The following is a 26900-nucleotide window of genomic DNA, read 5'->3' on the forward strand; positions in this document are numbered from 1 at the left end:
CGCGGCGTCGCACCGCCCGGCACGCGCTCCCCCGGCGGGGGACCCCGGCCGCGTTGCCGGACCGCCCACGTGGCTGCCCTCACAAGGACGCTCCGGTGCCCTGCCGTCGCACGCACCGGACCCCGTTCCTCCTCCCGCGCCCACGGACCGCACACCCACCCCCTAGGATCGGCGGTCTGATGACCGCCACCCTCGTCGCCAAGAACCTCGCCGCCGGACACGGCGACCGCTCCCTGTTCGCCGGGCTCGACCTCGTCGTCGCGCCCGGCGACGTGATCGGCCTGGTCGGAGCCAACGGCGCCGGCAAGTCCACGCTGCTGCGCCTGCTCGCCGGGCTCGCCGCGCCCGAGGAGGGCGAGCTGCGGCTCTCCCCGCCGACCGCCACCGTCGGCCACCTCCCGCAGGAGCCGGAGCGGCGGCCCGGCGAGACCGTGCGCGCCTTCCTGGCCCGCCGCACCGGCGTCGCCGAGGCCCAGCGCGCCATGGACGAGGCGACCCAGGGCCTGGTCGACGGCGCCCCCGGCGCGGACGACGCCTACGCGACCGCCCTCGAACGCTGGCTCGCCCTGGGCGGCGCGGACCTCGACGAGCGCGCCGAGGAGGTCACGGCGGGCCTCGGCCTGGCCGTCGGACTCGACCAGCCGATGACCGCCCTGTCCGGCGGCCAGGCGGCCCGCGCCGGACTCGCCTCCCTCCTGCTGTCCCGCTACGACGTCTTCCTGCTCGACGAGCCGACCAACGACCTCGACCTGGACGGACTGGAGCGCCTCGAACGGTTCGTGAGCGGCCTGCGCGCCGGCACCGTCGTCGTCAGCCATGACCGCGAGTTCCTCTCCCGCACGGTCACCAAGGTCCTCGAACTCGACCTCGCCCAGCGGCGGATCAACCTCTACGGCGGCGGCTACGACGCCTACCTGGAGGAGCGCGAGGTGGCCCGCCGCCACGCCCGCGACGAGTACGAGGAGTACGCCGACAAGCGCGCCGCCCTCCAGGACCGGGCGCGGACGCAACGCGCCTGGATGGACAAGGGCGTGAGGAACGCGCGCCGCAAGGCGGGCGACGACAACGACAAGATCGGCCGCAAGTTCCGCAGCGAGGCCAGCGAGAAGCAGGCCGCGAAGGCGCGCCAGACGCAGCGCATGATCGAGCGCCTGGAGGTCGTCGAGGAGCCGCGCAAGGAGTGGGACCTGCGCATGGAGATCGCGGCGGCCCCGCGCTCCGGCGCCGTGGTCGCCACCCTGCGGGACGCCGTGGTGCGCCGCGGCGGCTTCACCCTCGGCCCGGTGTCCCTGCAGGTCGACTGGGCCGACCGGGTCGCGGTGACCGGCGCGAACGGCGCGGGCAAGTCCACCCTGCTAGGCGCCCTGCTGGGCCGCGTGCCGCTCGACGCGGGCCACGCCGCCCTGGGCTCGGGCGTGCTGCTCGGGGAGGTCGACCAGGCCCGCGCGCTGTTCCACGGCCCGGAGGCGCTGCTGGACGCGTTCCGCCCCGCCGTCCCGGACCTGGAGCCGGCCGACATCCGCACGCTGCTCGCCAAGTTCGGCCTCAAGGCGGACCACGTGCTGCGTCCCGCGGCCACCCTCTCACCGGGCGAACGCACCCGCGCGGCCCTCGCCCTCCTCCAGGGCCGGGGCGTCAACCTCCTCGTCCTGGACGAGCCGACCAACCACCTGGACCTGCCCGCCATCGAGCAGTTGGAGTCCGCCCTCGACGCCTACGAGGGCACGCTGCTGCTGGTCACCCACGACCGCCGCATGCTGGACACGGTCCACGTGACCCGCCGTCTGCACGTCGCAGGCGGCACCGTGACCGAGCGGTGAGCCGGTCCCGGGCCCCGCACGGGGACCGGGACCGCGAACCACCGCTCAGCGGCGGCCGCTCCTCGGGTCCAGCAGACCCGCGCGGCGCAGGGCGTCCGCCATCGCGCCGTCGGCCGGCGCGGACGCCTGACGCGCACCGCCGCCACCGCGGCCCTGACGCTGCTGCGGGGGCCGCCCGCCGCGCTGCCGCCGCTCGCCGCCCGACGGACCGCCCTGCGGAGCCGCCTCGTCGTCGAGCCGCAGCGTCAGCGAGATCCGCTTGCGCGGGATGTCGACGTCCAGCACCTTCACCTTGACGATGTCGCCCGGCTTCACCACGTCCCGCGGGTCCTTGACGAACGTCTTCGACATCGCGGACACGTGCACCAGGCCGTCCTGGTGCACGCCGACGTCGACGAACGCGCCGAACGCGGCGACGTTCGTCACCACGCCCTCCAGGACCATCCCGGACGACAGGTCGGAGATCTTCTCCACGCCCTCCTTGAAGGCGGCCGTCCGGAACGCCGGACGCGGGTCGCGGCCCGGCTTCTCCAGCTCCTTGAGGATGTCGGACACGGTCGGCAGACCGAACGTGTCGTCCACGAAGTCCTGCGGCCTGAGCGAGCGCAGCACCGCCGTGTTGCCGATCAGCGAGGCGACCTCCTGCCCGGTGCTCCTCACCATCCGCCGCACCACCGGGTACGCCTCGGGGTGCACGCTGGACGCGTCCAGCGGATCGTCGCCGCGGATGCGCAGGAAGCCCGCGCACTGCTCGTACGCCTTCGGGCCCAGCCGGGCCACCTTCTTCAGCTCGGAGCGGCTCTTGAACGGCCCGTGGGAGTCGCGGTGCGCCACGATGTTCTCGGCCAGCCCCGAGGAGATGCCGGACACGCGGGCGAGCAGCGGGGCGGACGCGGTGTTGACGTCCACGCCCACGCCGTTCACGCAGTCCTCCACCACCGCGTCCAGCGAACGCGACAGCTTCACCTCGGACAGGTCGTGCTGGTACTGGCCGACGCCGATCGACTTCGGGTCGATCTTCACCAGCTCGGCCAGCGGGTCCTGGAGCCGGCGCGCGATGGACACCGCGCCGCGCAGCGACACGTCCATGTCCGGAAGCTCCTGCGAGGCGAACGCGGAGGCCGAGTACACGGACGCGCCGGCCTCCGACACCATCACCTTGGTCAGCTTCAGCTCCGGGTGCTTCGCGATGAGTTCACCGGCGAGTTTGTCGGTCTCGCGGGACGCCGTGCCGTTGCCGATGGCGATCAGCTCGACCGCGTGCTCCTTCGCGAGCCGGGCCAGCCTGGCGATCGCCTCGTCCCAGCGGTTCGCCGGGACGTGCGGGTGGATCACGTCCGTGGCGACGACCTTGCCGGTCGCGTCGACCACGGCGACCTTCACGCCCGTACGGAAACCGGGGTCCAGGCCGATCGTCGCGCGCGTGCCCGCCGGGGCGGCCAGCAGCAGGTCGCGCAGGTTGGCGGCGAACACCCGCACCGCCTCGTCCTCGGCGGCGGTGCGCAGCCGCAGGCGGAGGTCAATGCCCAGGTGCACCAGGATGCGCGTGCGCCAGGCCCAGCGGACCGTGTCCAGCAGCCACTTGTCGGCCGGGCGGCCCCGGTCCGCGATCCCGAAGCGGCGGGCGACGACGCCCTCGTACGACGAGGGGCCGTCCGTGGGCTCCTCCGGCTCCAGGACGAGGTCGAGGACCTCCTCCTTCTCGCCGCGCAGCATCGCCAGCACCCGGTGCGAGGGCAGCTCGGTGAACGGCTGGGAGAAGTCGAAGTAGTCGGCGAACTTGGCGCCCGCCTCCTCCTTGCCCTCCCGCACCTTCGCCACCAGCCGCCCGCGCACCCACATGCGCTCGCGCAGCTCGCCGATCAGGTCGGCGTCCTCGGAGAAGCGCTCGGTGAGGACGGCCCGGGCGCCGTCCAGCGCGGCCTGCGGATCGGCCACGCCCTTGTCGGCGTCCACGAACGCGGCGGCCGCGGCGAGGGGCTCGACGCCGGGATCGGCGAGCAGCCCCTCCGCCAGCGGCTCCAGACCCGCCTCGCGGGCGATCTGCGCCTTGGTGCGCCGCTTGGGCTTGAAGGGCAGGTAGACGTCCTCCAGGCGCGCCTTGGTCTCCGCGCCCCGGATGCGGGCCTCGAGCTCCTCGGTGAGCTTGCCCTGCTCGCGCACCGAGTCGAGGATCGCCGTGCGGCGCTCCTCCAGCTCCCGCAGATAGCGCAGCCGCTCCTCGACCGTGCGCAGCTGCGCGTCGTCGAGCATCTCGGTCGCTTCCTTGCGGTAGCGGGCGATGAAGGGCACCGTCGAACCGCCGTCCAGCAGTTCCACGGCGGCCCTGACCTGCCGCTCCCGTACGCCGAGTTCTTCGGCGATCCTGCCTTCGATGGACCCTGCGAGGGGTGTCGTCACGTTCCCGTACCGCCTTCTCCACTGAGGTTGCGCGGCAATTGTGGCAGGTGACGACGGTCATCGGGGTTCAGGGCGGCGACGCGCCCGGACACTCCCCGGGAGGACTCAGGCGCGACGGCCGCGCGCGGTGGAGGAAGCGCCGCCGAACAGCCGGGCGAGCGCCCGGAACGGCAGCGTCACGACGGTGGCGACGGCGCCGCCGATCTGGCGCAGGACGTCTGCGATGGCACGGAACACGTGTCTCCCCTTTCGTCGTCCGGCCCGTCCGGCCGGCCGACTTGCGGGTACCTCGTCCACGCCTCATCATGCGCCCGGCCGTCCCGCGCGCGGCACGGCGGAAAAGGCGGGAGAGGCCGGAAGGAGGGAAAACGCTCCCTCGTCGCCGAGTGCCGGACCAGGAGCAGGTTCACCCTGACGTGACCGCGTTCCAGGTGAAGCGCGGCGCCCTGCGCTCCAGGAACGCCGCCACGCCCTCCGCGGTGTCGTCGCTCGCGGCGGCCGCCTCGCGCCAGTGGTCGTCGCGGTCGGTGCGGCCGTCGGCGAACTCCTTCGCCGCCACCTGCGTCAGCAGCGACCGGGACGCCAGGATCCGCGTGAACTCGGCGACCCGGGCGTCCAGCGCGCCCGAGGGCAGCACCTCGTCCACCAGCCCCGTGCGCAGTGCCCGCTCCGCGTCGATCAGCTCGCCCGAGAAGAGGAGGTACTTGGCGGTCGCGGGGCCCACCAGCGACACCAGCCGCCGGGTGGCGGAGGACGGGTAGACGATGCCGAGCTTCGCCGGGGTCACCCCGAACCGCGCGCCCTCCTCGGCGAACCGCAGGTCGCAGGCGGCCGCGAGCTGCGCCCCGCCGCCCACGCAGTGCCCGCGCACGGCGGCCAGGGCCGGCTTGGGGAAGGCGGCGAGCGCCTCCTCGGCGGCCACGGCCAGCCGCTGCGCCTCCAGCGGCGACCCCCGGAGCGTGGAGATGTCCGCCCCGGCGCAGAAGGTGCCGCCGTCACCGGTGAGCACCAGCGCCCGCACGGCCGGGTCCTTCGCCAGCGCGCCGAGCAGCGGCGGCAGGGCCGCCCACATCGCGGCCGTCATCGCGTTGCGCTTCGCGGGATGGCGGATGACGACCGTGGCGACCGAGTCGGCGACGCTGTGCAGCAGCTGCGGCTCCTCCATGCGGCGGATGCTATCCACCCCGGTCACGGCGGTGTACGGCGGGCCGGGGCCGGCGTTACGACCGGCGCGGGCGGGGGACACGGAGGACGGGAAGGGGGGACGGGGCCCGGGAGGCAGCCATGGTCAGGTCCAGCGGGAGCGCGGCTCCGCACGATGAGGCGGAGAAGCTGAACCGCGGCTTCGGCTGGCTCGCCGTGCTCGGGGTGGTCCTCGTCGTCGCCGGACTGATCGGCCTGATCTACACGGCCGCCGCCACACTCACCACGATGCTGCTGTTCGGCTGGCTGCTGCTGGTCGGCGGCGTCGTCGGGCTGCTGCACGCGGTGCAGGCGCGGCACACGAACTTCTTCTGGCTGGGCGTGGTCGTGGCCGCCCTCAACCTCGCGGCCGGGGCGGTGATCCTGAAGACCCCGGAGGCCGCGGCCGAGGCGCTGACCATGTTCGCCGCGCTGTTGTTCCTCACCGGCGGTGTGTTCCGGCTGGCCGGCAGCCTGGTGGTGCGCGGCCCGCAGTTCGGCTGGACGCTGGTGCAGGGCGCCTTCGGGCTGCTCCTGGGCATCCTCGTCCTGGCCACCTGGCCGAGCAGCAGCCAGTACGTCATCGGTACGTTCTTCTCGCTGTCCCTGCTGTTCGACGGGCTGGGACTGATCGCCACCGGCTACGGCGGCCGGCGCATCGTGGGCATGGTCGCCGGGAAGTAGACGCGCGGCCCGCGGGCCCCTCGATCCGCACGACCCGAAAAGCGCCCCCGAACGGCATACAACGGGCCCGAACGGTCCCGCGCCCGCCCGAGCCGAGCGAGAACGGTCGGAAGCGCTCGATATCCGCTGACTTGTGTTCAGTGCGGAAGGGTGGAGGCGATCGGTCCCAACACTCGACGTGTGGCGACGAGCGAGCGTGAGGGTGGCGACCCACTGCCGTACGAAGGTGTCTGGCGGTTCACCGCCCCGGCCGTGGACGCCTCGGTGCCACAGGCCCGGCACGCCGTGCGGGACCTGCTGCTGCGGCAGGGCGTGCCGGTCGCGGACGACGTGGTGCAGGGCCTGCTGCTGATCGTCTCCGAACTGGTCACCAACGCCGTCAAGCACGCGGCGCTGCTGTCCCCGGTGCTCGCCGTCGAGGTCGCGGTGGGCGCCGAGTGGATCCGGGTGTCCGTGGAGGACAACCACCCCTACCGCCCCACCGCCCTGGAGAACGACTACGGCCGCACCGGCGGCCGGGGACTGCTCCTGGTGCGCGAGATCACGCGGGAGGCCGGCGGGGCCTGCGAGGTGGAGCACACGTCCACCGGCGGCAAGGTGATCTGGGCCGCCCTGCCGCTCAAGCCCGCGCGGCCCCGCTAGCCGCGGCGGCGCGTCCCCGCCCCGGGGCGGGGACGCGGTGAGGCGCTGCCGTCACCAGCCGGCCGACGGGCCCGTCAGCTCCCGCACGGCGGGCCGGACCGCGTCCAGCACGGTCATGAACCAGGCCGAGAAGGTGTCCCTCGCGTGCCGCTCCGCCAGCTCCTGCGGGGTCACGAACGCCGTCGCGGCGACCTCGTCCCCGTCGGGCCGCACCGGCGACTGCACCATGCCGACGAAGAGGTGGTTGAACTCCTGCTCCACCAGACCCGAGGCCGGGTCCGGGTGGTGGTAACGGACCGTGCCGGCCTCCGCCATCAGCGACGGCGACACCCCCAGCTCCTCGTACGTCCGACGGGCCGCCGCCGCGAACGGCGCCTCGCCCGGGTACGGGTGGCCGCAGCAGGTGTTCGACCACACACCGGGGGAGTGGTACTTGCCGAGCGCCCGCTGCTGGAGCAGCAGCCGGCCGCGCTCGTCGAACAGGAACACGGAGAACGCCCGGTGCAGCTTCCCCGGCGGCTGATGGGCGGAGAGCTTCTCCGCGGTGCCGACCGTCACGCCGTCCTCGTCGACCAGTTCCAGCAAAATCGGCTCGGCGGTGCCGCTCGACGGGCTGTTCGTCGCGGTGGCAGGTGTGATCGGCATACCCATCCTTCACTCGGTGTTCCCGCCCCAGTCTGCCGCACCAATCCGGCACTCCCGGCACTCCGGTCCTCCCCCGCATGTCCCGCCCCGGCGCGACGGACGGCCGGGGCGGGGCGGGGGACGGCACCGGACCCGCGCCGATCGCGCCGGTGGCGGGCGGCGGACACGCGCGTCCCCGGCGCCCGTCGGAGGGGGGAGACGCCGCCACCCGGGCGGAAGGCCGCGTTCCCCGGCGCGTTGGCGCGCCCAGACGCGTACGCGCCCCCGCAGCGCCCTCTACGCGCGCGGTGGCACCGGCCCGCTCAGTGACACAGCCGCGCCTCGTGCTCCGCGTGCCCGCTGGGCTCGAGCTGGAAGGTGCAGTGCTGCACGTCGAAGTGGTCGCCCAGGCATCCCTGCAGCTCGTGCAGCATCTTCTCGTGCCCTATCGCGTTCAGCGTGTCCGCGCTCACGACCACGTGCGCGGAGAGCACCGGCATCCCCGAGGTGATCGTCCAGGCGTGCAGGTCGTGCACGTCCTCGACCCCCGGCGTGTCCAGGATGTGCGCCCGCACCTCGGCCATGTCCACGCCCTTGGGCGCCGCCTCCAGCAGCACGTCGAGCGTCTCCCGCAGCAGCCTGAGGGTGCGCGGCACGATCATCAGCGCGATCACCAGGGAGGCGATCGGGTCGGCGGCCGTCCACCCGGTGGTGACGATCACCAGGGCGGCCACGATCACCGTGACCGAGCCGAGCGCGTCCGCCGCCACCTCCAGGAAGGCGCCGCGGACGTTCAGGCTCTCCTTCTGCCCGCGCATCAGCAGCGCCAGCGACACCAGGTTGGCGGCCAGGCCGACGGCGCCGAACACCATCGCCAGACCGCCCTCGGTGTCCGCCGGCGCGATGAACCGCTGGACCGCCTCGTACAGCACGTAGCCGCCGACACCGAGCAGCAGCAGGCAGTTGGCCAGCGCCGCGAGGATCTCCGCGCGGGCCAGCCCGAAGGTGCGCCGTTCGCTCGGCGGGCGGCCCGCGACGTGGATGGCGAACAGGGCCATGCCCAGCCCCAGGGCGTCGGTCGCCATGTGGGCCGCGTCCGCGACCAGGGCGAGCGAGTCGGCCAGCAGACCGCCCACGATCTGCACCACCATGACGAAGACCGTGATCGCCAGCGCGATCCGCAGCCTGCCCCGGTACGCCGCGCTGACCGTGCCGCCGGCCGGCGCCCCGTGCGCGTGCCCGTGATCGTGGCCTGCCCCCATGCCCGCCGCCGCCCTTCCGCCGCCGTCCTGCCGCTGCTCTTCCGGAGCACAGTGAACTACGGGGCGGGGGTATCGGGCAACGCGGCACTGAACACCGTTGTCATGTGCTCTGACCTGCGGAAACGAATCGCAGGTTCAGGCGCGCGGGGAACCCTGGAGGAGCTGCCACCCCTGCCAGGCGGACGCGACCATCTCGCGCATCGAACGGCGCGCGCTCCAGCCCAGGCGCTCGCTCGCGAGGGCGGCCGAGGCCACCGCGCGGGGCGGGTCGCCGGGACGCCGGGGCTCGACCACCGGGGTCCGCGTGTCGCCGGTGACCTCCCCGATGAGCGTGATCAGCTCCCGCACCGAGACGCCCTCGCCGCGGCCGACGTTCAGCGTCAGGTCGCCCTCGACGCCCCCCTCCGACAGCGCGCGCACCGCCGCGAGGTGGGCCTCGGCGAGGTCGGCCACGTGGATGTAGTCCCGGACGCAGGTGCCGTCCGGGGTGGGGTAGTCGTCGCCGAAGATGCGCGGGGCCTCGCCGCGGGTGAGCCGGTCGAAGACCATCGGCACGATGTTGAAGACGCCGGTGTCGGCCAGCTCGGGGGCCGCCGCGCCCGCGACGTTGAAGTAGCGCAGGCACACCGTGTCGATGCCGTGCGCCCGGCCCGCCGCCCGCACCAGCCACTCCCCGGCGAGCTTGGTCTCGCCGTAGGGGTTCACGGGGGCGCAGGGGGTGTCCTCGGTGATGAGGTCCACGTGCGGGTCGCCGTAGACGGCCGCGGACGAGGAGAAGACGAAGCGCCGGACGCCCGCCTCGGCGACGGCGCCCAGCAGGGCCGCAAGGACGCCCAGGTTCTCCCGGTAGTAGCGGATGGGCTGCGCCACCGACTCGCCGGGCTGCTTGCGCGCGGCGAGGTGCAGCACGCCGGTCGCGCCGTGCTCGGCGAGCACCTTGGTCAGCAGGTCACCGTCCAGCGCGGAGCCCCTGACCAGCGGGACGCCGTCGGGCAGCCGCGCCGGCATCCCGGAGGAGAGGTCGTCCAGCACGACGACCCGCTCCCCGGCGTCCGTCATGGCCCGCACCACATGGGCCCCGATGTAACCGGCTCCGCCGGTGATCAGCCACGTCATGGTGGTCCACCCTAAGGCGAGCCGCCGGCGCGGTTTGTGAGCCGGGGCCGGTATCCCCGATGATGAGCGCGGCACAGGAGCGGGCGAACCGCGTCGATCCGGCCGTCGAACGGGCGGTGAACGCGGGCTTCCGCGTATCCGATAGCCTCTGCCGACATGCCGCCCGCAGGACCCTGAACGGGCGCATCACCATGTACATGACCGGCGTGGACGCGTCGCACCCAGGGAGTGAGATTTCGGTTGCCGACCGCCATCGTCACCGGCCCCCCGGTCCCCGGCTCGTCACTCGAGGGCGACCTGCGCTCCCTCGGTTTCGACGTGCGGACCGCCGCCGGCGCCGCGGAGGCCGAGACGCTCCTCGCCCAGGTCCCCGAGGACGACCGGGTCGCCCTGGTCGACACCCGGTTCGTGGGCCATGTGCACGCGCTGCGCCTCGGCCTGACCGACCCCCGCTTCCCGCTCTCCGCGATCCCCGGCGCCGTGACCGCCCAGCGGTCCGGCCGCCAGGCCCTGACCCGCGCCACGGCCCGCGAGAACTCCAGCCGCGAGCGGGGCGCGGACACCACCGCCCTCGTCGAGGGCCTCCCGGACCGGGTCGCCGCCGCTCTCGACACCGACGTGCACCGCCCCGACCTCGGCAGCCTGGTCGCCGCCGTGCCCGCCGACCCGCAGGCCCGCAACGAGGCCCGGCAGTCCGTCGCCGCCGTGGACGAGGAGGCCGTCCGCCTCAGGTCCGCCGTCAAGGCCCGCGACGGCTTCTTCACCACCTTCTGCGTCAGCCCCTACTCGCGGTACCTCGCACGCTGGTGCGCCCGCCGCGGCCTGACCCCGAACCAGGTCACCACCGCCTCCCTGCTCACCGCGCTCGTCGCGGCCGGCTGCGCCGCCACCGGCACCCGCACCGGCTTCGTCGCCGCCGGCGTGCTGCTCCTCGCCTCGTTCGTCCTGGACTGCGCCGACGGCCAGCTCGCCCGCTACGCGCTGCGGTACTCCACGCTGGGCGCCTGGCTCGACGCCACCTTCGACCGGGCCAAGGAGTACGCCTACTACGCCGGCCTCGCCCTCGGCGCCGCCCGCGGCGGCGACGACGTGTGGGCCCTCGCGCTCGGCGCGATGGCCCTCCAGGCCTGCCGGCACATGGTCGACTTCTCCTTCGACGAGGCGCAGGCGGGCACCTCCACCGGCCCCGCCGCCGCCCTGTCCGGCCGGCTGGACCGGGTCGGCTGGACGGTCTGGGCACGCCGCATGATCGTCCTGCCGATCGGCGAGCGCTGGGCGCTGCTCGCCGTCCTCACCGCCCTGACCACGCCCCGCACCACCTTCTGGGTGCTGCTCGCCGGCTGCGCCTTCGCCGCCGCGTACACCACGGCGGGGCGCGTCCTCAGGTCGTGGCGCCGAGGCCGGGTGGAGAAGGACGCCGCCCGCTCCCTCGCCGACCTCGCCGACAGCGGCCCCCTGTCCGAGCTGCTGCCCCGCTCCTGGGCCCGCGGCGGTGTCGTCGCCGCCGCCCTCGGGGCGGTGCTGGTGACGGGCTCCGCCCTCGTGTGGGGCGCCGGATGGCAGACCGCGCTGGCCGCCGCCGGCTACGTGGCCTGCTCCGCCGCCGCCGTCGGACGCCCCCTCACCGGCCCCCTCGACTGGCTCGTCCCCCCGCTCTTCCGCGCCGCCGAGTACGGCACCGTCCTGGTGCTGGCGGCCGACGCGGAGGTGAACGGAGCCCTTCCGGCGGCTTACGGACTGGTGTCCGCGGTCGCCTACCATCACTACGACACGGTCTACCGCATCCGCGGCGACGCGGGCGCGCCCCCACGCCCGCTGGTGCGGGCGATCGGGGGGCACGAAGGTCGCACGCTGGCGGTCGCCGTTCTGGCGGCCGTGCTCACCGCGTCCGGATTCACCGTCGCGCTCACGGCCCTCGCCGTGGCCGTGGCTCTCGTGGTGCTCGCCGAGAGCACCCGCTTCTGGGTGGCCGCCCACCGGGGTGGCGCACCCGCCGTACACGACGAAGGAGAACCCGCATGATCGGCCTCGTGCTGGCGGCCGGCGCCGGCCGGCGTCTGCGCCCCTACACCGACACGCTTCCCAAGGCGCTGGTGCCGGTGGGGCCCGCGGGCGTGGAAGGGGAGCCGACGGTCCTGGACCTGACGCTCGGCAACTTCGCGGAGATCGGGCTGACCGAGGTCGGTGTCGTGGTCGGCTACCGCAAGGAGGCCGTGTACGAGCGGCAGGCGGCGCTGGAGGCGAAGTACGGGCTGAAGCTGACGCTCATCGACAACGACAGGGCGGAGGAGTGGAACAACGCCTACTCGCTGTGGTGCGCGCGGGACGCCCTGGAGGGCGGCGTGATCCTCGCGAACGGCGACACGGTGCACCCGGTGTCGGTGGAGCGGACGCTGCTGGACGCACGGGGTGACGGCAAGCAGATCATCCTGGCGCTGGACACGGTGAAGAAGCTCGCCGACGAGGAGATGAAGGTCGTCGTCGACCCGGGTGCGGGGATGACGCGGATCACGAAGCTGATGGACCCGGCGGAGGCGACCGGTGAGTACATCGGCGTGACGCTGATCGAGGGCGAGGCCGCCGGGGCGCTGGCGGACGCGCTGAGGGCGACGTTCGAGCGGGACCCGCAGCTGTACTACGAGGACGGCTACCAGGAGCTGGTGAACCGGGGCTTCCGGATCGACGTGGCGCCGATCGGCGACGTCCCGTGGGTCGAGATCGACAACCACGACGACCTCGCCCGCGGACGGGAGATCGCGTGCCAGTACTGACCCGGCTCATCCCCTCGCCGGTCGTCGTCGACATCCGCCCCGGCGCACTCGACGACCTGGCCTGCGTCCTGGCGGACGAGCGCATCTCGCAGTCCGGCCGGCTCGCCATCGCCGTCAGCGGCGGCTCCGGCGCCCGGCTGCGCGACCGCGTCGCGCCCTCGCTGCCCGGCGCCGACTGGTTCGAGGTCGGCGGCGGCACCCTCGACGACGCGGTCCGGCTGGCCGGCGCCATCCAGGGCGGCCGCTACGACGCGGTGGTCGGCCTCGGCGGCGGGAAGATCATCGACTGCGCCAAGTTCGCGTCGGCGCGCGTCGGCCTGCCCCTGGTCGCGGTCGCCACCAACCTGGCGCACGACGGCCTGTGCTCGCCGGTCGCGACCCTCGACAACGACGCGGGCCGCGGCTCCTACGGTGTGCCGAACCCGATCGCGGTCGTGATCGACCTCAACGTCATCCGCGAGGCCCCGGTCCGGTTCGTCCGCTCGGGCATCGGCGACGTCGTCTCCAACATCTCCGCCGTCGCGGACTGGGAGCTGTCCCACCGCGTCAACGGCGAGAAGGTCGACGGACTCGCCGCGGCCATGGCCCGGCAGGCCGGCGAGGCCGTGCTCCGGCACCCGGGCGACATCGGCGACGACGGCTTCCTCCAGGTGCTGGCCGAGGCCCTGGTCCTCACCGGCATCTCCATGTCCGTGTCCGGCGACTCCCGGCCCTCCTCCGGCGCCTGCCACGAGATCAACCACGCCTTCGACCTGCTCTACCCGCAGCGCGCCGCCGCCCACGGCGAGCAGTGCGGACTGGGCGCCGCCTTCGCGATGTACCTGCGCGGCGCGCACGAGGAGTCGGCGGCCATGGCCGAGGTGCTGCGCCGGCACGGGCTGCCGGTGCTGCCCGAGGAGATCGGGTTCACCGTCGACGAGTTCGTCCGCGTCGTCGAGTACGCCCCCGAGACCCGCCCCGGCCGCTTCACCATCCTCGAACACCTCGCCCTGACCACCGAACAGATCAAGGACGTCTACGCCGACTATGTCAAGGCCATCGGTAGCTGAACTCCGTCCGGTCGTGCACCCCGCGGGGGTCAAGGACCGGCGCAGCGGTGAGCACTGGATGGGACGCCTCTACATGCGCGAGGTGTCCCTGCGGGTCGACCGCTACCTGGTGAACACCCGGGTCACCCCCAACCAGCTCACGTATCTGATGACCGTCTGCGGCGTCCTCGCGGCCCCCGCCCTCCTGGTGCCGGGCATCACGGGCGCGGTCCTCGGGGTGGTCGCCGTCCAGCTGTACCTGCTGCTCGACTGCGTCGACGGCGAGATCGCGCGCTGGAGGAAGCAGTACTCGCTCGGCGGCGTCTACATGGACCGGGTCGGCGCCTACCTGACCGACGCCGCCGTGCTGGTCGGCCTCGGCCTGCGCGCCGCCGACCTGTGGGGCACCGGCCGCATCGACTGGCTGTGGGCCTTCCTCGGCACCCTCGCCGCGCTGGGCGCGATACTCATCAAGGCGGAGACCGACCTGGTCGGTGTCGCCCGCCACCAGAACGGCCTGCCCCCGGTGAAGGAGTCCGCCTCCGAGCCGCGCTCCTCCGGCATGGCGCTGGCCCGCCGGGCCGCCTCCGCCCTGAAGTTCCACCGGCTGATCCTGGGCATAGAGGCGTCCCTGCTGATCCTGCTCCTCGCGATCCTCGACGCCGCCCGGGGCGACCTGTTCTTCACCCGCCTCGGCACCGCCGTCCTGGCCGGGATCGCCCTGCTGCAGACCCTGCTGCACCTCGTGTCCGTCCTCGTCTCCAGCAGGCTGAAGTGAGCGCCGGCATGAAGGTCGGCGCGGTGATCATCACCATGGGCAACCGCCCCGACGAGCTGCGCGCCCTGCTCGACTCGGTCGCCAAGCAGGACGGCGACCCCGTCCAGGTCGTGGTCGTCGGCAACGGCTCGCCGGTGCCCGACGTCCCCGAGGGCGTGCGGACCGTCGAGCTGCCCGAGAACCTCGGCATCCCCGGCGGGCGCAACGTCGGCATCGAGGCGTTCGGGCCCGGCGGACGGGACGTCGACATCCTCCTCTTCCTCGACGACGACGGCCTGCTCGCGCACACCGACACCGCCGAGCTGTGCCGGAAGGCGTTCGCCGAGGACCCCTCGCTCGGCATCATCAGCTTCCGCATCGCCGACCCGGACACCGGCGTCACCCAGCGCCGGCACGTGCCCCGGCTGCGCGCCTCCGACCCGATGCGCTCCTCCCGCGTGACCACCTTCCTCGGCGGCGCCAACGCCGTGCGCACCCAGGTCTTCGCGGAGGTCGGCGGCCTGCCGGACGAGTTCTTCTACGCCCACGAGGAGACCGACCTGGCCTGGCGTGCGCTCGACGCCGGCTGGATGATCGACTACCGGTCCGACATGGTGCTGTACCACCCGACGACCGCCCCCTCACGGCACGCGGTGTACCACCGCATGGTGGCCCGCAACCGTGTCTGGCTGGCCCGGCGCAACCTGCCCGTCCCGCTCGTCCCGGTGTACCTGGGCGTCTGGCTGCTCCTCACTCTTCTGCGCCGGCCCTCGGGGCCCGCGCTCAAGGCGTGGTTCGGAGGCTTCCGGGAGGGCTGGACCTCGCCCTGCGGCCCCCGCAGGCCCATGAAGTGGCGTACGGTGTGGCGGCTGACCCGGCTGGGCCGGCCCCCGGTGATCTGACAAGCTTCGGGTCCGGGGAGCCGGCCCCACCCGGTCCCCGGCTCCTGGCAGGCCCGCGGGCCACGCACATCGAGGACGAAAGTTATCCACCAGTGAGTGAGACAACGCACGACGGAACGGTCGCGGCCGGCGCGTCCGTGTCGCCCGACGAGGACCTCCCGGCGGCCGAGCTGGCTGCCAAGTACGGGCTGTCCGTGAGCGGCGCCCGCCCGTCCCTCGGCGCGTACGTCCGTCAGCTGTGGGGGCGGCGGCACTTCATCCTGGCCTTCTCGCAGGCCAAGCTGACCGCCCAGTACAGCAGGGCGAAGCTGGGTCAGCTGTGGCAGGTGGCGACGCCGCTGCTGAACGCGGCGGTGTACTTCTTCATCTTCGGTCTGCTGCTGGGCGCCCGGAGGGGCATTCCGAGCGATGTGTACGTGCCGTTCCTGGTGACGGGTGTGTTCGTGTTCACCTTCACGCAGAGTTCGGTGCTGGCGGGGGTGCGGGCGATCTCGGGGAACCTGGGGCTGGTGCGGGCGCTGCACTTCCCGCGTGCGTCGCTGCCGATCTCGTTCGCGCTGCAGCAGCTCCAGCAGCTGCTGTTCTCGATGATCGTGCTGGTCGTGATCGTGGTGGCGTTCGGGAGCTATCCGGGTCCGTCGTGGCTGCTGGTGGTGCCGGCGCTGGCGCTGCAGTTCGTGTTCAACACGGGTCTTGCGCTGGTCTTCGCGCGGATGGGCAGCAGGACGCCGGACCTGGCGCAGCTGATGCCGTTCGTGCTGCGGACGTGGATGTACGCGTCGGGGGTGATGTTCTCGATCCCGGCGATGCTGGAGGACAAGGACGTGCCGGCCTGGGTGGCGGACGTGCTGCAGTGGAACCCGGCCGCGGTCTACATGGACCTGGTGCGGTTCGCGCTGATCGACGGGTACGACGGGTCGTACCTGCCGCCGCACGTGTGGGCGTTCGCGCTGGGCTGGGCGGTGCTGGCCGGCGTGGTCGGCTTCGTCTACTTCTGGAAGGCAGAGGAGAGGTACGGCCGTGGCTGACGACACGACGGGCGCGCGGGTGCCCACCGTCATCGCCGACGACCTGCACATCGTCTACCGCGTCAACGGCGCCCGGACCGGCAAGGGCAGTGCCACCGCGGCGCTCAGCCGGATCCTGCGGCGCGGCGAGGAGCGGGGCGTGCGCAAGGTGCACGCCGTGCGCGGGGTGTCCTTCGTGGCCTACCGCGGCGAGGCGATCGGCCTGATCGGGTCCAACGGCTCCGGCAAGTCGACCCTGCTGCGCGCCGTCGCCGGGCTGCTCCCGGCCGAGCGGGGCAAGGTCTACACCGACGGCCAGCCGTCCCTGCTCGGCGTCAACGCGGCCCTGATGAACGACCTCACCGGCGAGCGGAACATCATCCTGGGCGGACTCGCGATGGGCATGTCCCGCGAGGAGATCAAGGCCCGCTACCAGGAGATCGTCGACTTCTCCGGCATCAACGAGAAGGGCGACTTCATCACCCTGCCGATGCGCACCTACTCCTCCGGCATGGCCGCCCGCCTGCGCTTCTCCATCGCCGCCGCCAAGGACCACGACGTCCTGATGATCGACGAGGCGCTCGCCACCGGCGACCGGAAGTTCCAGAAGCGGTCCGAGGCCCGCATCCGCGAGCTGCGCAAGCACGCGGGGACGGTCTTCCTGGTCAGCCACAACAACAAGTCCATCCGCGACACCTGCGACCGCGTGCTGTGGCTGGAGCGCGGCGAGCTGCGCATGGACGGGCCGACCGACGAGGTGCTGCGCGAGTACGAGAAGTTCACGGGCAGGTAGCCCGCCCGGCCCAGAGCCCCGCCGGACCGTTCCGGCGGGGCCCGGTGTCCGCGAGAGCCGCGTCGGTCACCGGTGAGACGCGGACATCCGACGCCGGCGATGCGGTGGCGTGGGGCGCGGGAGACCCCCGTCGAGGAACGGCGCGTTGTACAACGTAAGCTGTACCGGTCCCCGAAAGGCGGCAATCAGGGCCATACTGCCCGACACCCTCCCTCGGCGCCATGGGGTGGACGCCTGGGCGGCGTGTCCGAAATAGTGTGAATTGGGTCAGCAGTGTAGAACGGGAGATGTGACGGCAATGGCTTCGGAGACTCCCCGGCTGGACTCAGCGTGCGCCGTCCTCTTCCCGGGCAGTCCGCGATGACGGCCGCCGACCCGGCGCGCCCCGCCGACCTCGAACGGGCCACGCTCGACAAGGCCGCCGCCGAGAACTTCCCGGTGGCGCCGTTCTTCCTGCCCAGGGCCTGGCGCGACGACCTCATGGCCGTCTACGGCTTCGCCCGCCTGGTCGACGACATCGGCGACGGCGACCTGGCCCCCGGCGGCGCCGACGCCCGCGCCCTCGGCGTCCCCGCCGAGGAGGCCGGTGACCGCCTCGCCCTGCTGGACGCCCTGGAGGCCGATCTCCACCGGGTGTTCGACCGCGCGGGCCCGGACCCCCGCCACCCCCTGCTGCTCCGCCTGGGGCCCACGGTCCGCCGCCGCGCGCTGACCCCCGGTCCGTTCCTCGGCCTGATCGCCGCGAACCGCCAGGACCAGCTCGTCAAGCGCTACGAGACCTACGACGACCTGCTCGCCTACTGCGAGCTGTCGGCCAATCCGGTCGGCCGCCTCGTGCTCGCCGTCACCGGGACCGCCACCCCGGAGCGCATCCGCCGCTCCGACGCGATCTGCACCGCCCTGCAGATCGTCGAGCACCTCCAGGACGTCGCCGAGGACCTCGGCCGCGACCGCGTCTACCTGCCCGCCGCGGACATGAAACGCTTCCACGTCCAGGAGGCCGACCTCGCCGCGCCCACCGCCGGCGCCTCGGTGCGTGCGCTCGTCGCGTTCCAGGCCCAGCGCGCCCTCGACCTGCTGGACGAGGGCGCACCCCTGGTGAGCAGCGTCCGGGGCAGGCTCAGACTCCTGCTCGCGGGGTTCGTGGCGGGAGGAAGGGCGGCCGTCCGCGCGATCGCGGCCGCCGAATACGACGTACTACCCGGCCCGCCCAAGCCCGGCACGGCGCAGCTGCTGCGCGAGGCGGGCGTGACTCTGCGAGGAAAGGGGTGATCCGGGCCGTGGAGTCACAAGCACCCGCGTCCGCACCGGTACTCGCCGCCTACAGCTACTGCGAGACCGTCACCGGCAGGCAGGCGCGCAACTTCGCCTACGGCATCCGGCTGCTGCCGACGTCCAAGCGGCGCGCCATGTCCGCCCTGTACGCGTTCTCCCGGCGGGTCGACGACATCGGCGACGGCCCGCTCGCCGACGACGTCAAGGTGGCCCGTCTCGAGGACACCCGCGCGCTGCTCGCCCGCATCCGCGCGGGCGCGGTCGAGGAGGACGACACCGACCCGGTCGCGGTCGCCCTCGCCCACGCCGCCGCGCACTTCCCGATCCCCCTCGGCGGCCTGGACGAACTGATCGACGGCGTCCAGATGGACCTGCGCGGCGAGACGTACGAGACCTGGGACGACCTGAAGGTCTACTGCCGCTGCGTGGCCGGGGCCATCGGGCGGCTCTCGCTCGGCGTGTTCGGCACCGAACCCGGCGCGCGCGGCGTCGAACGCGCCTCCGAGTACGCCGACACGCTGGGTCTGGCGCTCCAGCTCACCAACATCCTGCGCGACGTCCGCGAGGACGCCGAGAACGGGCGCACCTACCTGCCCGCCGACGACCTCGCCAAGTTCGGCGGCTCCGCCGGCTTCGCCGGGCCGACACCGCCGGAGGGCTCCGACTTCGCGGGCCTGGTGCACTTCGAGGTGCGCAGGGCCCGCGCCCTCTTCGCCGAGGGGTACCGGCTGCTCCCCCTGCTCGACCGGCGCAGCGGCGCCTGCGTCGCCGCCATGGCCGGCATCTACCGCCGCCTGCTGGACCGCATCGAGCGCGACCCCGAGGCCGTGCTGCGCGGCCGGGTCTCCCTGCCCGGCCGGGAGAAGGCGTACGTCGCGGTGCGCGGCCTGTCCGGTCTCGACACCCGGCACGCCGCCCGGCGCACCGTCGGGAGGCGCGCCTGATGGACACCCCCTACCCGGGCGGCAAGCGGCGGGCGACCCTCCGCCGCGCCGTCGCGTCCCCCACCGAGACGGCCGGCCGCGCACCTGTCACGCGGCCCGGCCGGGCAGGGGAGGGCGCATGAACCACGGCACCCGCTCCGAGGGGTTCCCGCGCACGGACGGACCGGTCCCGCCGGGACGTCATGCCGTCGTGGTCGGCGGCGGACTGGCCGGCACCACCGCCGCCCTCGCCCTCGCCGACGCCGGGGTGCGCGTCACCCTCCTCGAAGGGCGGCCCCGCCTCGGCGGACTCGCCTTCTCGTTCCGGCGCGGCGACCTGACCGTCGACAACGGCCAGCACGTCTACCTGCGCTGCTGCACCGCCTACCGCTGGTTCCTCGACCGGATCGGGGGAGCGGACCTCGCGCCGCTGCAGGACCGCCTCGACGTGCCCGTGGTCGACGTCCGCCGTCCCGAGGGGCGTCGGCTGGGCCGGCTGCGGCGCGACCCGCTGCCCGTTCCCCTGCACCTCGGCCGCAGCCTCGCCACGTACCCCCACCTCTCGTTCGCCGACCGGGCCAGGGCGGTCCGGGCCGCGCTCGCGCTGAAGGGCCTCGACCTCGACGACCCCGCCCTGGACGAGGAGGACTTCGGCAGCTGGCTCGCCGCCCACGGCCAGTCCCCGCGCGCCGTGGAGGCCCTGTGGGACCTGGTCGGGGTCGCCACCCTCAACGCCGTCGCCGGCGACTCCTCGCTGGCGCTCGCCGCGATGGTGTTCAAGACCGGGCTGCTGTCCGACCCCGGCGCCGCCGACATCGGCTGGGCCCGGGTGCCGCTGGGCGAGCTGCACGACCGGCTCGCCCGCCGGGCCCTCGACGCCGCGGGCGTGCGCACCGAGACCCGCACCCGCGTCACGTCCGTCCGCGCCGACGACGACGGCTGGACCGTCGAGGTCCCCGGCGAGACGCTCCGCGCCGACGCCGTGGTCATCGCCGTGCCCCAGCGCGAGGCGTACGGCCTGCTGCCCGCGGGCGCGCTCGACGAGCCCGAGCGGCTGCTCGGCATCGGCACCGCCCCCATCCTCGACGTCCACGTCGTCTACGACCGCACGGTGCTCACCCGGCCCTTCCTCGCCGCCCTCGGCACCCCCGTGCAGTGGGTCTTCGACCGCACCGCCGCCTCCGGGCTGCGCCACGGCCAGTACCTGGCGCTGTCCCAGTCGGTCGCGCACGACGACATCGACGCGCCCGTCGCCGCCCTGCGCGAGCGGTACCTGCCCGAACTGGAGCGGCTGCTGCCGCGCACGCGCGACGCCGAGGTGCGGGACTTCTTCGTCACCCGGGAGCGCACCGCCACCTTCGCTCCCGCCCCCGGCGTCGGACGCCTCAGGCCCGGCGCCCGCACCAAGGCACCCGGCCTCTACCTGGCCGGCGCGTGGACCGCCACCGGGTGGCCCGCGACCATGGAGAGTGCGGTCCGCAGCGGCGTCGGCGCGGCGGACGCCGCGCTGGGCGCCCTCGGCCGGCCCCGCCCACGCCACCTCTTCGCCCTCGAGGAGGCGGCCTGATGCTCCGGCAGAGCGGCGCGGCAGGTCCCCGCACCCCCGGTACCGCAACAAGAGGAGAGACTGTGCCCACTGTGCCCCCGGCCTCGCAAGCCGCTCGAAGGACCGCGGTGGACGTGTCCGCGCTCCTGGAGCGCGGCCGGACCCTGGCCACGCCGGTACTGCGGGCGGCCGTCGACCGCCTGGCGCCTCCCATGGACACGGTCGCCGCCTACCACTTCGGCTGGATCGACGCCCAGGGCCGGCCCGCGGACGGCGACGGCGGCAAGGCCGTGCGCCCCGCCCTCGCCGTGCTGTCCGCCGAGGTCACCGGCGCCGCCCCGGAGACCGGCGTGCCCGGCGCGGTCGCCGTCGAGCTGGTCCACAACTTCTCGCTGCTGCACGACGACCTGATGGACGGCGACGAGCAGCGCCGGCACCGCGACACCGTCTGGAAGGTGCACGGCCCCGCCCAGGCCGTCCTGGTCGGTGACGCCCTGTTCGCCCTGGCCAACGAGGTGCTGCTGGAACGCGGCACCGTCGAGGCCGGCCGCGCCACGCGCCGCCTCACCCGGGCCAGCCGGGCGCTCATCGACGGGCAGGCCCAGGACATCTCCTACGAGCACCGCGACCGGGTCAGCGTCGAGGAGTGCCTGGAGATGGAGGGCAACAAGACCGGCGCCCTGCTCGCCTGCGCCAGCTCCATCGGCGCGGTGCTCGGCGGCGCCGACGACCGCACCGCCGACGCCCTGGAACGGTACGGCCACCACCTGGGCCTCGCCTTCCAGGCGGTCGACGACCTGCTCGGCATCTGGGGCGACCCGGAGTCCACCGGCAAGCAGACCTGGAGCGACCTGCGCCAGCGCAAGAAGTCCCTCCCGGTCGTGGCCGCGCTCGCCGCGGACGGCCCGGCCGCCGCCCGGCTCGGTGAGATCCTCGCGGCCGACGCCAAGAGCAGTGACTTCGCGAGCTTCTCCGAGGAGGAGTTCGCGGCCCGTGCCGCCCTCATCGATGAGGCCGGCGGTCGCGAGTGGACCGCCGAGGAGGCACGACGTCAGCACACCATCGCCATCGAGGCCCTCGACACCGTGGACATGCCCGACCGGGTGCGGGACCAGTTCACGGCGCTCGCGGACTTCGTCGTCGTACGAAAGAGATGATCACCATCTTCGGTCGAATAGCCCTCGCGTAGTCGCCGGCCGGTGGTACGGGAGCACCCCACCGGCCGACGGCGGACCCACAGCAGACGCACCACTTGCAGGACTGCACGAAGGGGAAGCCATGACAGCGACGACCGACGGAAGCACCGGGGCGGCCTCGCCGTCCCGGCTCGCCGCGGCCAGCGAACACGACACCGACAGCCCCGAGGCGGCCGGGGTTCCCGACATCGCCGCCCGCGCCGTACGGCGCGCCACCGACTTCCTGCTGTCCCGTCAGAGCGACGAGGGCTGGTGGAAGGGCGACCTCGACACCAACGTCACGATGGACGCCGAGGACCTGCTGCTGCGTCAGTTCCTCGGCATCCGCGACGAGGACACCACCCGCGCCGCCGCCCTGTTCATCCGCGGGGAGCAGCGCGAGGACGGCACCTGGGCCACCTTCTACGGCGGCCCCGGCGACCTCTCCGCCACCATCGAGGCGTACGTCGCGCTGCGGCTGGCCGGCGACGCCCCCGACGCCCCGCACATGGCGAGGGCCTCCGCCTGGATCCGCGAGCAGGGCGGCATCGCCTCGTCGCGGGTCTTCACCCGCATCTGGCTGGCCCTGTTCGGCTGGTGGAAGTGGGAGGACCTGCCCGAGCTGCCGCCCGAGCTGATCTGGTTCCCCACCTGGGCGCCGCTCAACATCTACGACTTCGGCTGCTGGGCGCGGCAGACCATCGTGCCGCTCACCATCGTCTCCGCCAAGCGGCCGGTGCGCCCCGCCCCGTTCCCGCTGGACGAACTGCACACCGACCCGGACCATCCCAACCCTCCCCGGCCGCTCGCCCCGGCCCGCACCTGGGACGGCGCCTTCCAGCGGCTGGACAAGGGCCTGCACGCGCTGCGCAGGGCCGTCCCGCGCCGGCTGCGCCGGGCCGCGATGCACACCGCCGCCCGCTGGATCATCGAACGGCAGGAGAACGACGGCTGCTGGGGCGGCATCCAGCCCCCGGCCGTGTACTCGGTCATCGCCCTGCACCTGCTCGGCTACGACCTCAACCACCCGGTGATGCGCGCCGGCCTGGAGTCCCTGGACCGCTTCGCCGTGTGGCGCGAGGACGGCGCCCGGATGATCGAGGCCTGCCAGTCCCCGGTGTGGGACACCTGCCTGGCCACCATCGCGCTGGCCGACGCGGGCGTGCCCGCCGACCACCCGCAACTGGTCAAGGCCGCCGACTGGATGCTCGGCGAGCAGGTGGTGCGGCCCGGCGACTGGTCCGTGCGCCGCCCCCACCTCCCGCCGGGCGGCTGGGCGTTCGAGTTCCACAACGACAACTACCCCGACATCGACGACACCGCCGAGGTGGTCCTCGCGCTGCGCCGGGTCAAGCACCACGACCCGGAGCGGGTGGACAACGCCATCGGGCGCGGAGTGCGCTGGAACCTCGGCATGCAGTCGAGGAACGGCGCGTGGGGCGCCTTCGACGTCGACAACACCAGCCCGTTCCCCAACCGGCTGCCCTTCTGCGACTTCGGCGAGGTCATCGACCCGCCGTCGGCGGACGTCACCGCGCACGTCGTGGAGATGCTCGCCGTCGAGGGCCTCGCCCGCGACCCGCGCACCCGGCGCGGCGTGGAGTGGCTGCTCGCCGAACAGGAGCCGGACGGCTCGTGGTTCGGCCGCTGGGGCGTCAACTACATCTACGGCACCGGATCGGTGGTCCCCGCCCTGACCGCGGCCGGCGTCCCGACGTCCCACCCGGCGATCCGGCGGGCCGTGACCTGGCTGGAGAAGGTGCAGAACGAGGACGGCGGCTGGGGCGAGGACCTGCGCTCCTACCGTTACGTCAAGGAGTGGAGCGGCCGGGGCGCCTCCACCGCCTCGCAGACCGCCTGGGCACTGATGGCGCTGCTCGCGGCGGGGGAGCGCGACTCCGCCGCCGTCGAACGCGGCGTCGCGTGGCTGGCGCACACCCAGCGGGAGGACGGCTCCTGGGACGAGCCGTACTTCACCGGCACCGGCTTCCCCTGGGACTTCTCCATCAACTACCACCTCTACCGGCAGGTCTTCCCGCTCACCGCGCTCGGCCGGTACGTCCACGGCGAGCCGTTCAGCAAGAGACCGGCCGCGGCGGCCGCCGGCGCCGGGCAGGCGCTCGCCGAGGCGAAGGGCGGCTGATGAGCGGCCGGCCCGCCCCCGCCCCGCTGCTGATCGCCTGCGCGCTCGGCATCGAACAGCTCGCGCTGCGCAGGCGGGAGCGCACCGCCCCGGGCGGGCCGGTCACCGTGCTGCGCACCGGCATGGGACCGGTGGCGGCCGAGCGGTCCGTCACCCGGGTGCTCGCCGCCCCGGCGCTGCGCGGCGCCGCCGTCCTCGCCACCGGCTTCTGCGCGGGCCTCGCCCCCGGCATGCACCCCGGCGACCTGGTCGTCGCCGAGGAGACCCGGGACCCGCGGGGCAGCGTGCCCTGCGTCGGCACCGAGCTGCTGGTGAAGGAGCTGGTGCGCGCGGCGCCCGGACGCACCGTGCACACCGGCCCGCTCACCGGCTCCGGCCACGTCGTCCGCGGCCACGAACGCTCCGACCTGCTCGCCACCGGCGCGATCGCGGCGGACATGGAGTCGGCGGCCACGCTCCTGAGCGCCGTCCGCGCGGCCGAGCGCCCGGTTGCGGCCGTCCGGGTGGTCGTGGACGCTCCTGAACACGAACTCGTCCGCATCGGCACGGTACGCGGTGGAATATCGGCTTTCCGTGTCCTTCGTTCCGTCCTTCCGGCTTTCTATGAATGGCACCGTTCCTTGCTGCTCCCCAGGAGGTGAGCCAGATGGCCATGCCGCTGCGCCAGTCCGTCAAGGTCGCTACATACTTGGCCGAACAGAAGCTCCGCGGGCGGGACAAGTTCCCGCTCATCGTCGAACTGGAACCGCTCTTCGCCTGCAACCTCAAGTGCGAGGGATGCGGCAAGATCCAGCACCCGGCCGGTGTGCTCAAGCAGCGCATGCCCGTCGCACAGGCCGTCGGCGCCGTCCTGGAGTCCGGGGCGCCCATGGTGTCGATCGCCGGCGGCGAGCCCCTGATGCACCCCCAGATCGACGAGATCGCGCGTCAGCTGGTGGCCCGCCGCAAGTACGTCTTCCTGTGCACCAACGCGCTGCTGATGCGCAAGAAGATGGACAGGTTCACGCCCTCGCCGTACTTCGCGTTCGCGGTGCACATCGACGGGCTGCGGGAGCGGCACGACGAGTCCGTCGCCAAGGAGGGCGTGTTCGACGAGGCCGTGGCGGCCATCAAGGAGGCCAAGCGGCGCGGCTTCCGGGTCACCACCAACTCGACCTTCTTCAACACCGACACCCCCCAGACGGTCGTCGAGGTGCTCAACTACCTCAACGACGAGCTCGAGGTCGACGAGATGATGATCTCACCCGCCTACGCCTACGAGAAGGCGCCCGACCAGGAGCACTTCCTGGGAGTGGAGCAGACCCGGGAGCTGTTCAGGAAGGCCTTCGCGGGCGGCAACCGGCGCCGCTGGCGGCTCAACCACTCCCCGCTGTTCCTCGACTTCCTCGAGGGCAGGGTCGACTTCCCGTGCACCGCCTGGGCGATCCCCAACTACTCCCTCTTCGGCTGGCAGCGCCCCTGCTACCTGATGAGCGACGGGTACGTGCCGACCTACCGGGAACTCATCGAGGACACCGACTGGGACCGGTACGGCCGCGGCAAGGACCCGCGCTGCGCCAACTGCATGGCCCACTGCGGCTACGAGCCCACCGCCGTCCTCGCCACCATGGGCTCGCTGAAGGAGTCCCTGCGCGCCCTGCGCGAGACCGTCTCGTCGAGCAGGGCGTGAGGCGGATGACCGCAGTCTCCCTGGGCCTCCCCGAGGTCCCGGCCACGCTCGCCGTGCGGCGGAGGAGCCGGCGGATCCAGGTCGGGTCGGTGGCGGTGGGCGGGAACGCGCCGGTGTCGGTGCAGTCGATGACCACCACGCGCACGTCGGACATCGGCGCCACGCTGCAGCAGATCGCGGAGCTGACCGCGTCGGGCTGCCAGATCGTGCGGGTGGCCTGCCCGACGCAGGACGACGCGGACGCGCTGCCGGTGATCGCGCGGAAGTCGCAGATCCCGGTGATCGCCGACATCCACTTCCAGCCGAAGTACGTGTTCGCCGCGATCGAGGCGGGCTGCGCGGCGGTGCGGGTGAACCCGGGCAACATCAAGAAGTTCGACGACCAGGTCAAGGAGATCGCCAGGGCGGCGAAGGACCACGGCACGCCGATCCGGATCGGGGTGAACGCGGGGTCGCTGGACCGGCGGCTGCTGCAGAAGTACGGCAGGGCCACCCCGGAGGCGCTGGCGGAGTCGGCGCTGTGGGAGGCGTCGCTGTTCGAGGAGCACGGTTTCCGCGACATCAAGATCTCGGTCAAGCACAACGATCCGGTGGTGATGGTCGAGGCCTACCGGCAGCTCGCCGAGCAGTGCGACTATCCGCTGCACCTGGGGGTGACCGAGGCCGGTCCGGCCTTCCAGGGCACGATCAAGTCGGCCGTGGCGTTCGGTGCGCTGCTGTCGCAGGGCATCGGCGACACCATCCGGGTGTCGTTGTCGGCGCCGCCGGTGGAGGAGATCAAGGTCGGCATCCAGATCCTGGAGTCGCTGAATCTGCGGCAGCGTGGGCTGGAGATCGTGTCGTGTCCGTCGTGCGGGCGGGCGCAGGTGGATGTGTACAAGCTGGCGGAGGAGGTCACCGCGGGGCTGACGGGCATGGAGGTGCCGTTGCGGGTCGCGGTGATGGGCTGTGTGGTGAACGGTCCCGGTGAGGCGCGTGAGGCGGACCTGGGTGTGGCCTCGGGCAACGGCAAGGGGCAGATCTTCGTGAAGGGCGAGGTCGTCAAGACCGTGCCGGAGTCGAAGATCGTGGAGACGCTGATCGAGGAGGCGATGAAGATCGCCGAACAGATGGAGAAGGACGGTATCGCGTCGGGGGAGCCGGCCGTCACCGTGAGCTGAACAGCACGGAACCGAAGGGGG

At 73.3% G+C, this 26900-nt stretch carries 25 protein-coding genes; 19 read left to right on the forward strand and 6 right to left on the reverse strand.

Annotation, left to right across the window (positions count from 1 at the left end):
• Positions 1-179: 179 nt before the first annotated feature.
• Entirely contained in the window at positions 180-1820 is a 1641-nt protein-coding gene (locus tag ACWH4W_RS18220) for an ABC-F family ATP-binding cassette domain-containing protein (RefSeq protein ID WP_473076779.1), read from the forward strand.
• Positions 1821-1865: 45 nt separating this feature from the next.
• Here ACWH4W_RS18220 and ACWH4W_RS18225 read toward each other — a convergent pair whose 3' ends face one another.
• The 3 genes from ACWH4W_RS18225 to ACWH4W_RS18235 all read right to left on the reverse strand — a co-directional run bounded on the left by ACWH4W_RS18225 (position 1866) and on the right by ACWH4W_RS18235 (position 5385).
• A complete protein-coding gene (locus ACWH4W_RS18225) occupies positions 1866-4220 on the reverse strand; it encodes a Tex family protein (protein ID WP_473076780.1) in 2355 nt (784 codons plus the stop codon).
• Between the two features lie 105 nt (positions 4221-4325).
• Positions 4326-4457 carry an LPFR motif small protein gene (locus ACWH4W_RS18230; RefSeq protein ID WP_251100090.1) on the reverse strand — a complete coding sequence of 44 codons (132 nt, stop codon included), beginning with the start codon at positions 4455-4457 and terminating at the stop codon, positions 4326-4328.
• Between the two features lie 169 nt (positions 4458-4626).
• Positions 4627-5385, reverse strand: a complete 759-nt coding sequence (locus ACWH4W_RS18235) for an enoyl-CoA hydratase/isomerase family protein (RefSeq protein ID WP_473076781.1) — start codon at positions 5383-5385, stop codon at positions 4627-4629.
• 119 nt (positions 5386-5504) lie between these two features.
• On the opposite strand from ACWH4W_RS18235, the gene ACWH4W_RS18240 reads away from it, so the two are divergent.
• Positions 5505-6086: an HdeD family acid-resistance protein gene (locus ACWH4W_RS18240; protein ID WP_473076782.1), complete on the forward strand. Its 582-nt coding sequence runs from the start codon at positions 5505-5507 to the stop codon at positions 6084-6086.
• Positions 6087-6266: 180 nt separating this feature from the next.
• On the forward strand, positions 6267-6728 hold the full coding sequence (locus tag ACWH4W_RS18245) for an ATP-binding protein (RefSeq protein WP_473076783.1): 462 nt from the start codon (positions 6267-6269) through the stop codon (positions 6726-6728).
• Positions 6729-6779: 51 nt separating this feature from the next.
• Here the strand turns inward: ACWH4W_RS18245 and idi are convergent, their stop codons facing one another.
• The 3 genes from idi to galE form a co-directional block, all read right to left on the reverse strand.
• Positions 6780-7373: an isopentenyl-diphosphate Delta-isomerase gene (gene idi, locus ACWH4W_RS18250; RefSeq protein ID WP_473076784.1), complete on the reverse strand. Its 594-nt coding sequence runs from the start codon at positions 7371-7373 to the stop codon at positions 6780-6782.
• A 302-nt stretch (positions 7374-7675) separates the two neighbouring features.
• A complete protein-coding gene (locus ACWH4W_RS18255; RefSeq protein ID WP_473076785.1) occupies positions 7676-8614 on the reverse strand; it encodes a cation diffusion facilitator family transporter in 939 nt (312 codons plus the stop codon).
• A gap of 135 nt (positions 8615-8749) precedes the next feature.
• Positions 8750-9730 (reverse strand): UDP-glucose 4-epimerase GalE, encoded by a 981-nt coding sequence (gene galE, locus ACWH4W_RS18260; RefSeq protein ID WP_473076786.1) that lies wholly within the window; start codon positions 9728-9730, stop codon positions 8750-8752.
• Between the two features lie 240 nt (positions 9731-9970).
• On the opposite strand from galE, the gene ACWH4W_RS18265 reads away from it, so the two are divergent.
• The 16 genes from ACWH4W_RS18265 to ispG all read left to right on the forward strand — a co-directional run bounded on the left by ACWH4W_RS18265 (position 9971) and on the right by ispG (position 26879).
• Positions 9971-11752, forward strand: coding sequence for a DUF5941 domain-containing protein (locus ACWH4W_RS18265; RefSeq protein WP_473076787.1), 1782 nt, complete (start codon positions 9971-9973; stop codon positions 11750-11752).
• On the forward strand, positions 11749-12501 hold the full coding sequence (locus ACWH4W_RS18270) for a phosphocholine cytidylyltransferase family protein (RefSeq protein WP_473076788.1): 753 nt from the start codon (positions 11749-11751) through the stop codon (positions 12499-12501). The genes ACWH4W_RS18265 and ACWH4W_RS18270 overlap by 4 nt, the downstream gene beginning before the upstream one ends.
• On the forward strand, positions 12489-13550 hold the full coding sequence (locus tag ACWH4W_RS18275) for an iron-containing alcohol dehydrogenase family protein (protein WP_473076789.1): 1062 nt from the start codon (positions 12489-12491) through the stop codon (positions 13548-13550). Before ACWH4W_RS18270 ends, ACWH4W_RS18275 begins: the two co-directional genes overlap by 13 nt.
• Positions 13551-13563: 13 nt before the next feature.
• Positions 13564-14307, forward strand: coding sequence for a CDP-alcohol phosphatidyltransferase family protein (locus ACWH4W_RS18280; protein WP_106411370.1), 744 nt, complete (start codon positions 13564-13566; stop codon positions 14305-14307).
• Between the two features lie 8 nt (positions 14308-14315).
• The gene (locus tag ACWH4W_RS18285; RefSeq protein ID WP_473077538.1) at positions 14316-15188 is read left to right on the forward strand and encodes a glycosyltransferase family 2 protein; all 873 of its coding nucleotides are present in this window, start codon (positions 14316-14318) and stop codon (positions 15186-15188) included.
• A gap of 92 nt (positions 15189-15280) precedes the next feature.
• Positions 15281-16216 carry an ABC transporter permease gene (locus tag ACWH4W_RS18290; protein ID WP_473076790.1) on the forward strand — a complete coding sequence of 312 codons (936 nt, stop codon included), beginning with the start codon at positions 15281-15283 and terminating at the stop codon, positions 16214-16216.
• Entirely contained in the window at positions 16209-16988 is a 780-nt protein-coding gene (locus ACWH4W_RS18295; protein ID WP_473076791.1) for an ABC transporter ATP-binding protein, read from the forward strand. The genes ACWH4W_RS18290 and ACWH4W_RS18295 overlap by 8 nt, the downstream gene beginning before the upstream one ends.
• 360 nt (positions 16989-17348) lie before the next feature.
• Positions 17349-18260: a squalene synthase HpnC gene (gene hpnC, locus ACWH4W_RS18300; protein WP_473077539.1), complete on the forward strand. Its 912-nt coding sequence runs from the start codon at positions 17349-17351 to the stop codon at positions 18258-18260.
• Positions 18257-19207, forward strand: a complete 951-nt coding sequence (hpnD, locus tag ACWH4W_RS18305; RefSeq protein ID WP_473076792.1) for a presqualene diphosphate synthase HpnD — start codon at positions 18257-18259, stop codon at positions 19205-19207. Before hpnC ends, hpnD begins: the two co-directional genes overlap by 4 nt.
• A complete protein-coding gene (locus ACWH4W_RS18310; protein WP_473076793.1) occupies positions 19207-19329 on the forward strand; it encodes a DUF6380 family protein in 123 nt (40 codons plus the stop codon). Before hpnD ends, ACWH4W_RS18310 begins: the two co-directional genes overlap by 1 nt.
• Positions 19326-20753 carry a hydroxysqualene dehydroxylase HpnE gene (hpnE, locus tag ACWH4W_RS18315; RefSeq protein ID WP_473076794.1) on the forward strand — a complete coding sequence of 476 codons (1428 nt, stop codon included), beginning with the start codon at positions 19326-19328 and terminating at the stop codon, positions 20751-20753. Before ACWH4W_RS18310 ends, hpnE begins: the two co-directional genes overlap by 4 nt.
• A 71-nt stretch (positions 20754-20824) precedes the next feature.
• Positions 20825-21889, forward strand: a complete 1065-nt coding sequence (locus ACWH4W_RS18320) for a polyprenyl synthetase family protein (RefSeq protein ID WP_473077540.1) — start codon at positions 20825-20827, stop codon at positions 21887-21889.
• Between the two features lie 121 nt (positions 21890-22010).
• Positions 22011-24050, forward strand: a complete 2040-nt coding sequence (gene shc / locus ACWH4W_RS18325) for a squalene--hopene cyclase (RefSeq protein WP_473076795.1) — start codon at positions 22011-22013, stop codon at positions 24048-24050.
• A complete protein-coding gene (locus tag ACWH4W_RS18330; RefSeq protein WP_473076796.1) occupies positions 24050-24691 on the forward strand; it encodes a 5'-methylthioadenosine/S-adenosylhomocysteine nucleosidase family protein in 642 nt (213 codons plus the stop codon). The genes shc and ACWH4W_RS18330 overlap by 1 nt, the downstream gene beginning before the upstream one ends.
• 5 nt (positions 24692-24696) lie before the next feature.
• Positions 24697-25719 (forward strand): adenosyl-hopene transferase HpnH, encoded by a 1023-nt coding sequence (hpnH, locus tag ACWH4W_RS18335; protein WP_473077541.1) that lies wholly within the window; start codon positions 24697-24699, stop codon positions 25717-25719.
• Between the two features lie 5 nt (positions 25720-25724).
• Positions 25725-26879 carry a flavodoxin-dependent (E)-4-hydroxy-3-methylbut-2-enyl-diphosphate synthase gene (ispG, locus tag ACWH4W_RS18340; RefSeq protein WP_473076797.1) on the forward strand — a complete coding sequence of 385 codons (1155 nt, stop codon included), beginning with the start codon at positions 25725-25727 and terminating at the stop codon, positions 26877-26879.
• The last annotated feature ends 21 nt before the right edge of the window (positions 26880-26900 follow it).

The sequence above is a fragment of the Streptomyces sp. DSM 120436 genome, from assembly GCF_055778765.1.

Bases quoted from the DNA above. Each gene is read 5' to 3' on its own strand.
- ACWH4W_RS18220 (WP_473076779.1), top strand. From the start codon at position 180: ATGACCGCCACCCTCGTCGCCAAGAACCTCGCCGCCGGACACGGCGAC.
- ACWH4W_RS18235 (WP_473076781.1), bottom strand. From the start codon at position 5,385: ATGGAGGAGCCGCAGCTGCTGCACAGCGTCGCCGACTCGGTCGCCACG.
- ACWH4W_RS18240 (WP_473076782.1), top strand. From the start codon at position 5,505: ATGGTCAGGTCCAGCGGGAGCGCGGCTCCGCACGATGAGGCGGAGAAG.
- idi (WP_473076784.1), bottom strand. From the start codon at position 7,373: ATGCCGATCACACCTGCCACCGCGACGAACAGCCCGTCGAGCGGCACC.
- ACWH4W_RS18255 (WP_473076785.1), bottom strand. From the start codon at position 8,614: ATGGGGGCAGGCCACGATCACGGGCACGCGCACGGGGCGCCGGCCGGC.
- galE (WP_473076786.1), bottom strand. From the start codon at position 9,730: ATGACGTGGCTGATCACCGGCGGAGCCGGTTACATCGGGGCCCATGTG.
- ACWH4W_RS18270 (WP_473076788.1), top strand. From the start codon at position 11,749: ATGATCGGCCTCGTGCTGGCGGCCGGCGCCGGCCGGCGTCTGCGCCCC.
- ACWH4W_RS18285 (WP_473077538.1), top strand. From the start codon at position 14,316: ATGAAGGTCGGCGCGGTGATCATCACCATGGGCAACCGCCCCGACGAG.
- hpnC (WP_473077539.1), top strand. From the start codon at position 17,349: ATGACGGCCGCCGACCCGGCGCGCCCCGCCGACCTCGAACGGGCCACG.
- ACWH4W_RS18310 (WP_473076793.1), top strand. From the start codon at position 19,207: ATGGACACCCCCTACCCGGGCGGCAAGCGGCGGGCGACCCTCCGCCGC.
- hpnE (WP_473076794.1), top strand. From the start codon at position 19,326: ATGAACCACGGCACCCGCTCCGAGGGGTTCCCGCGCACGGACGGACCG.
- shc (WP_473076795.1), top strand. From the start codon at position 22,011: ATGACAGCGACGACCGACGGAAGCACCGGGGCGGCCTCGCCGTCCCGG.
- ACWH4W_RS18330 (WP_473076796.1), top strand. From the start codon at position 24,050: ATGAGCGGCCGGCCCGCCCCCGCCCCGCTGCTGATCGCCTGCGCGCTC.
- hpnH (WP_473077541.1), top strand. From the start codon at position 24,697: ATGGCCATGCCGCTGCGCCAGTCCGTCAAGGTCGCTACATACTTGGCC.
- ispG (WP_473076797.1), top strand. From the start codon at position 25,725: ATGACCGCAGTCTCCCTGGGCCTCCCCGAGGTCCCGGCCACGCTCGCC.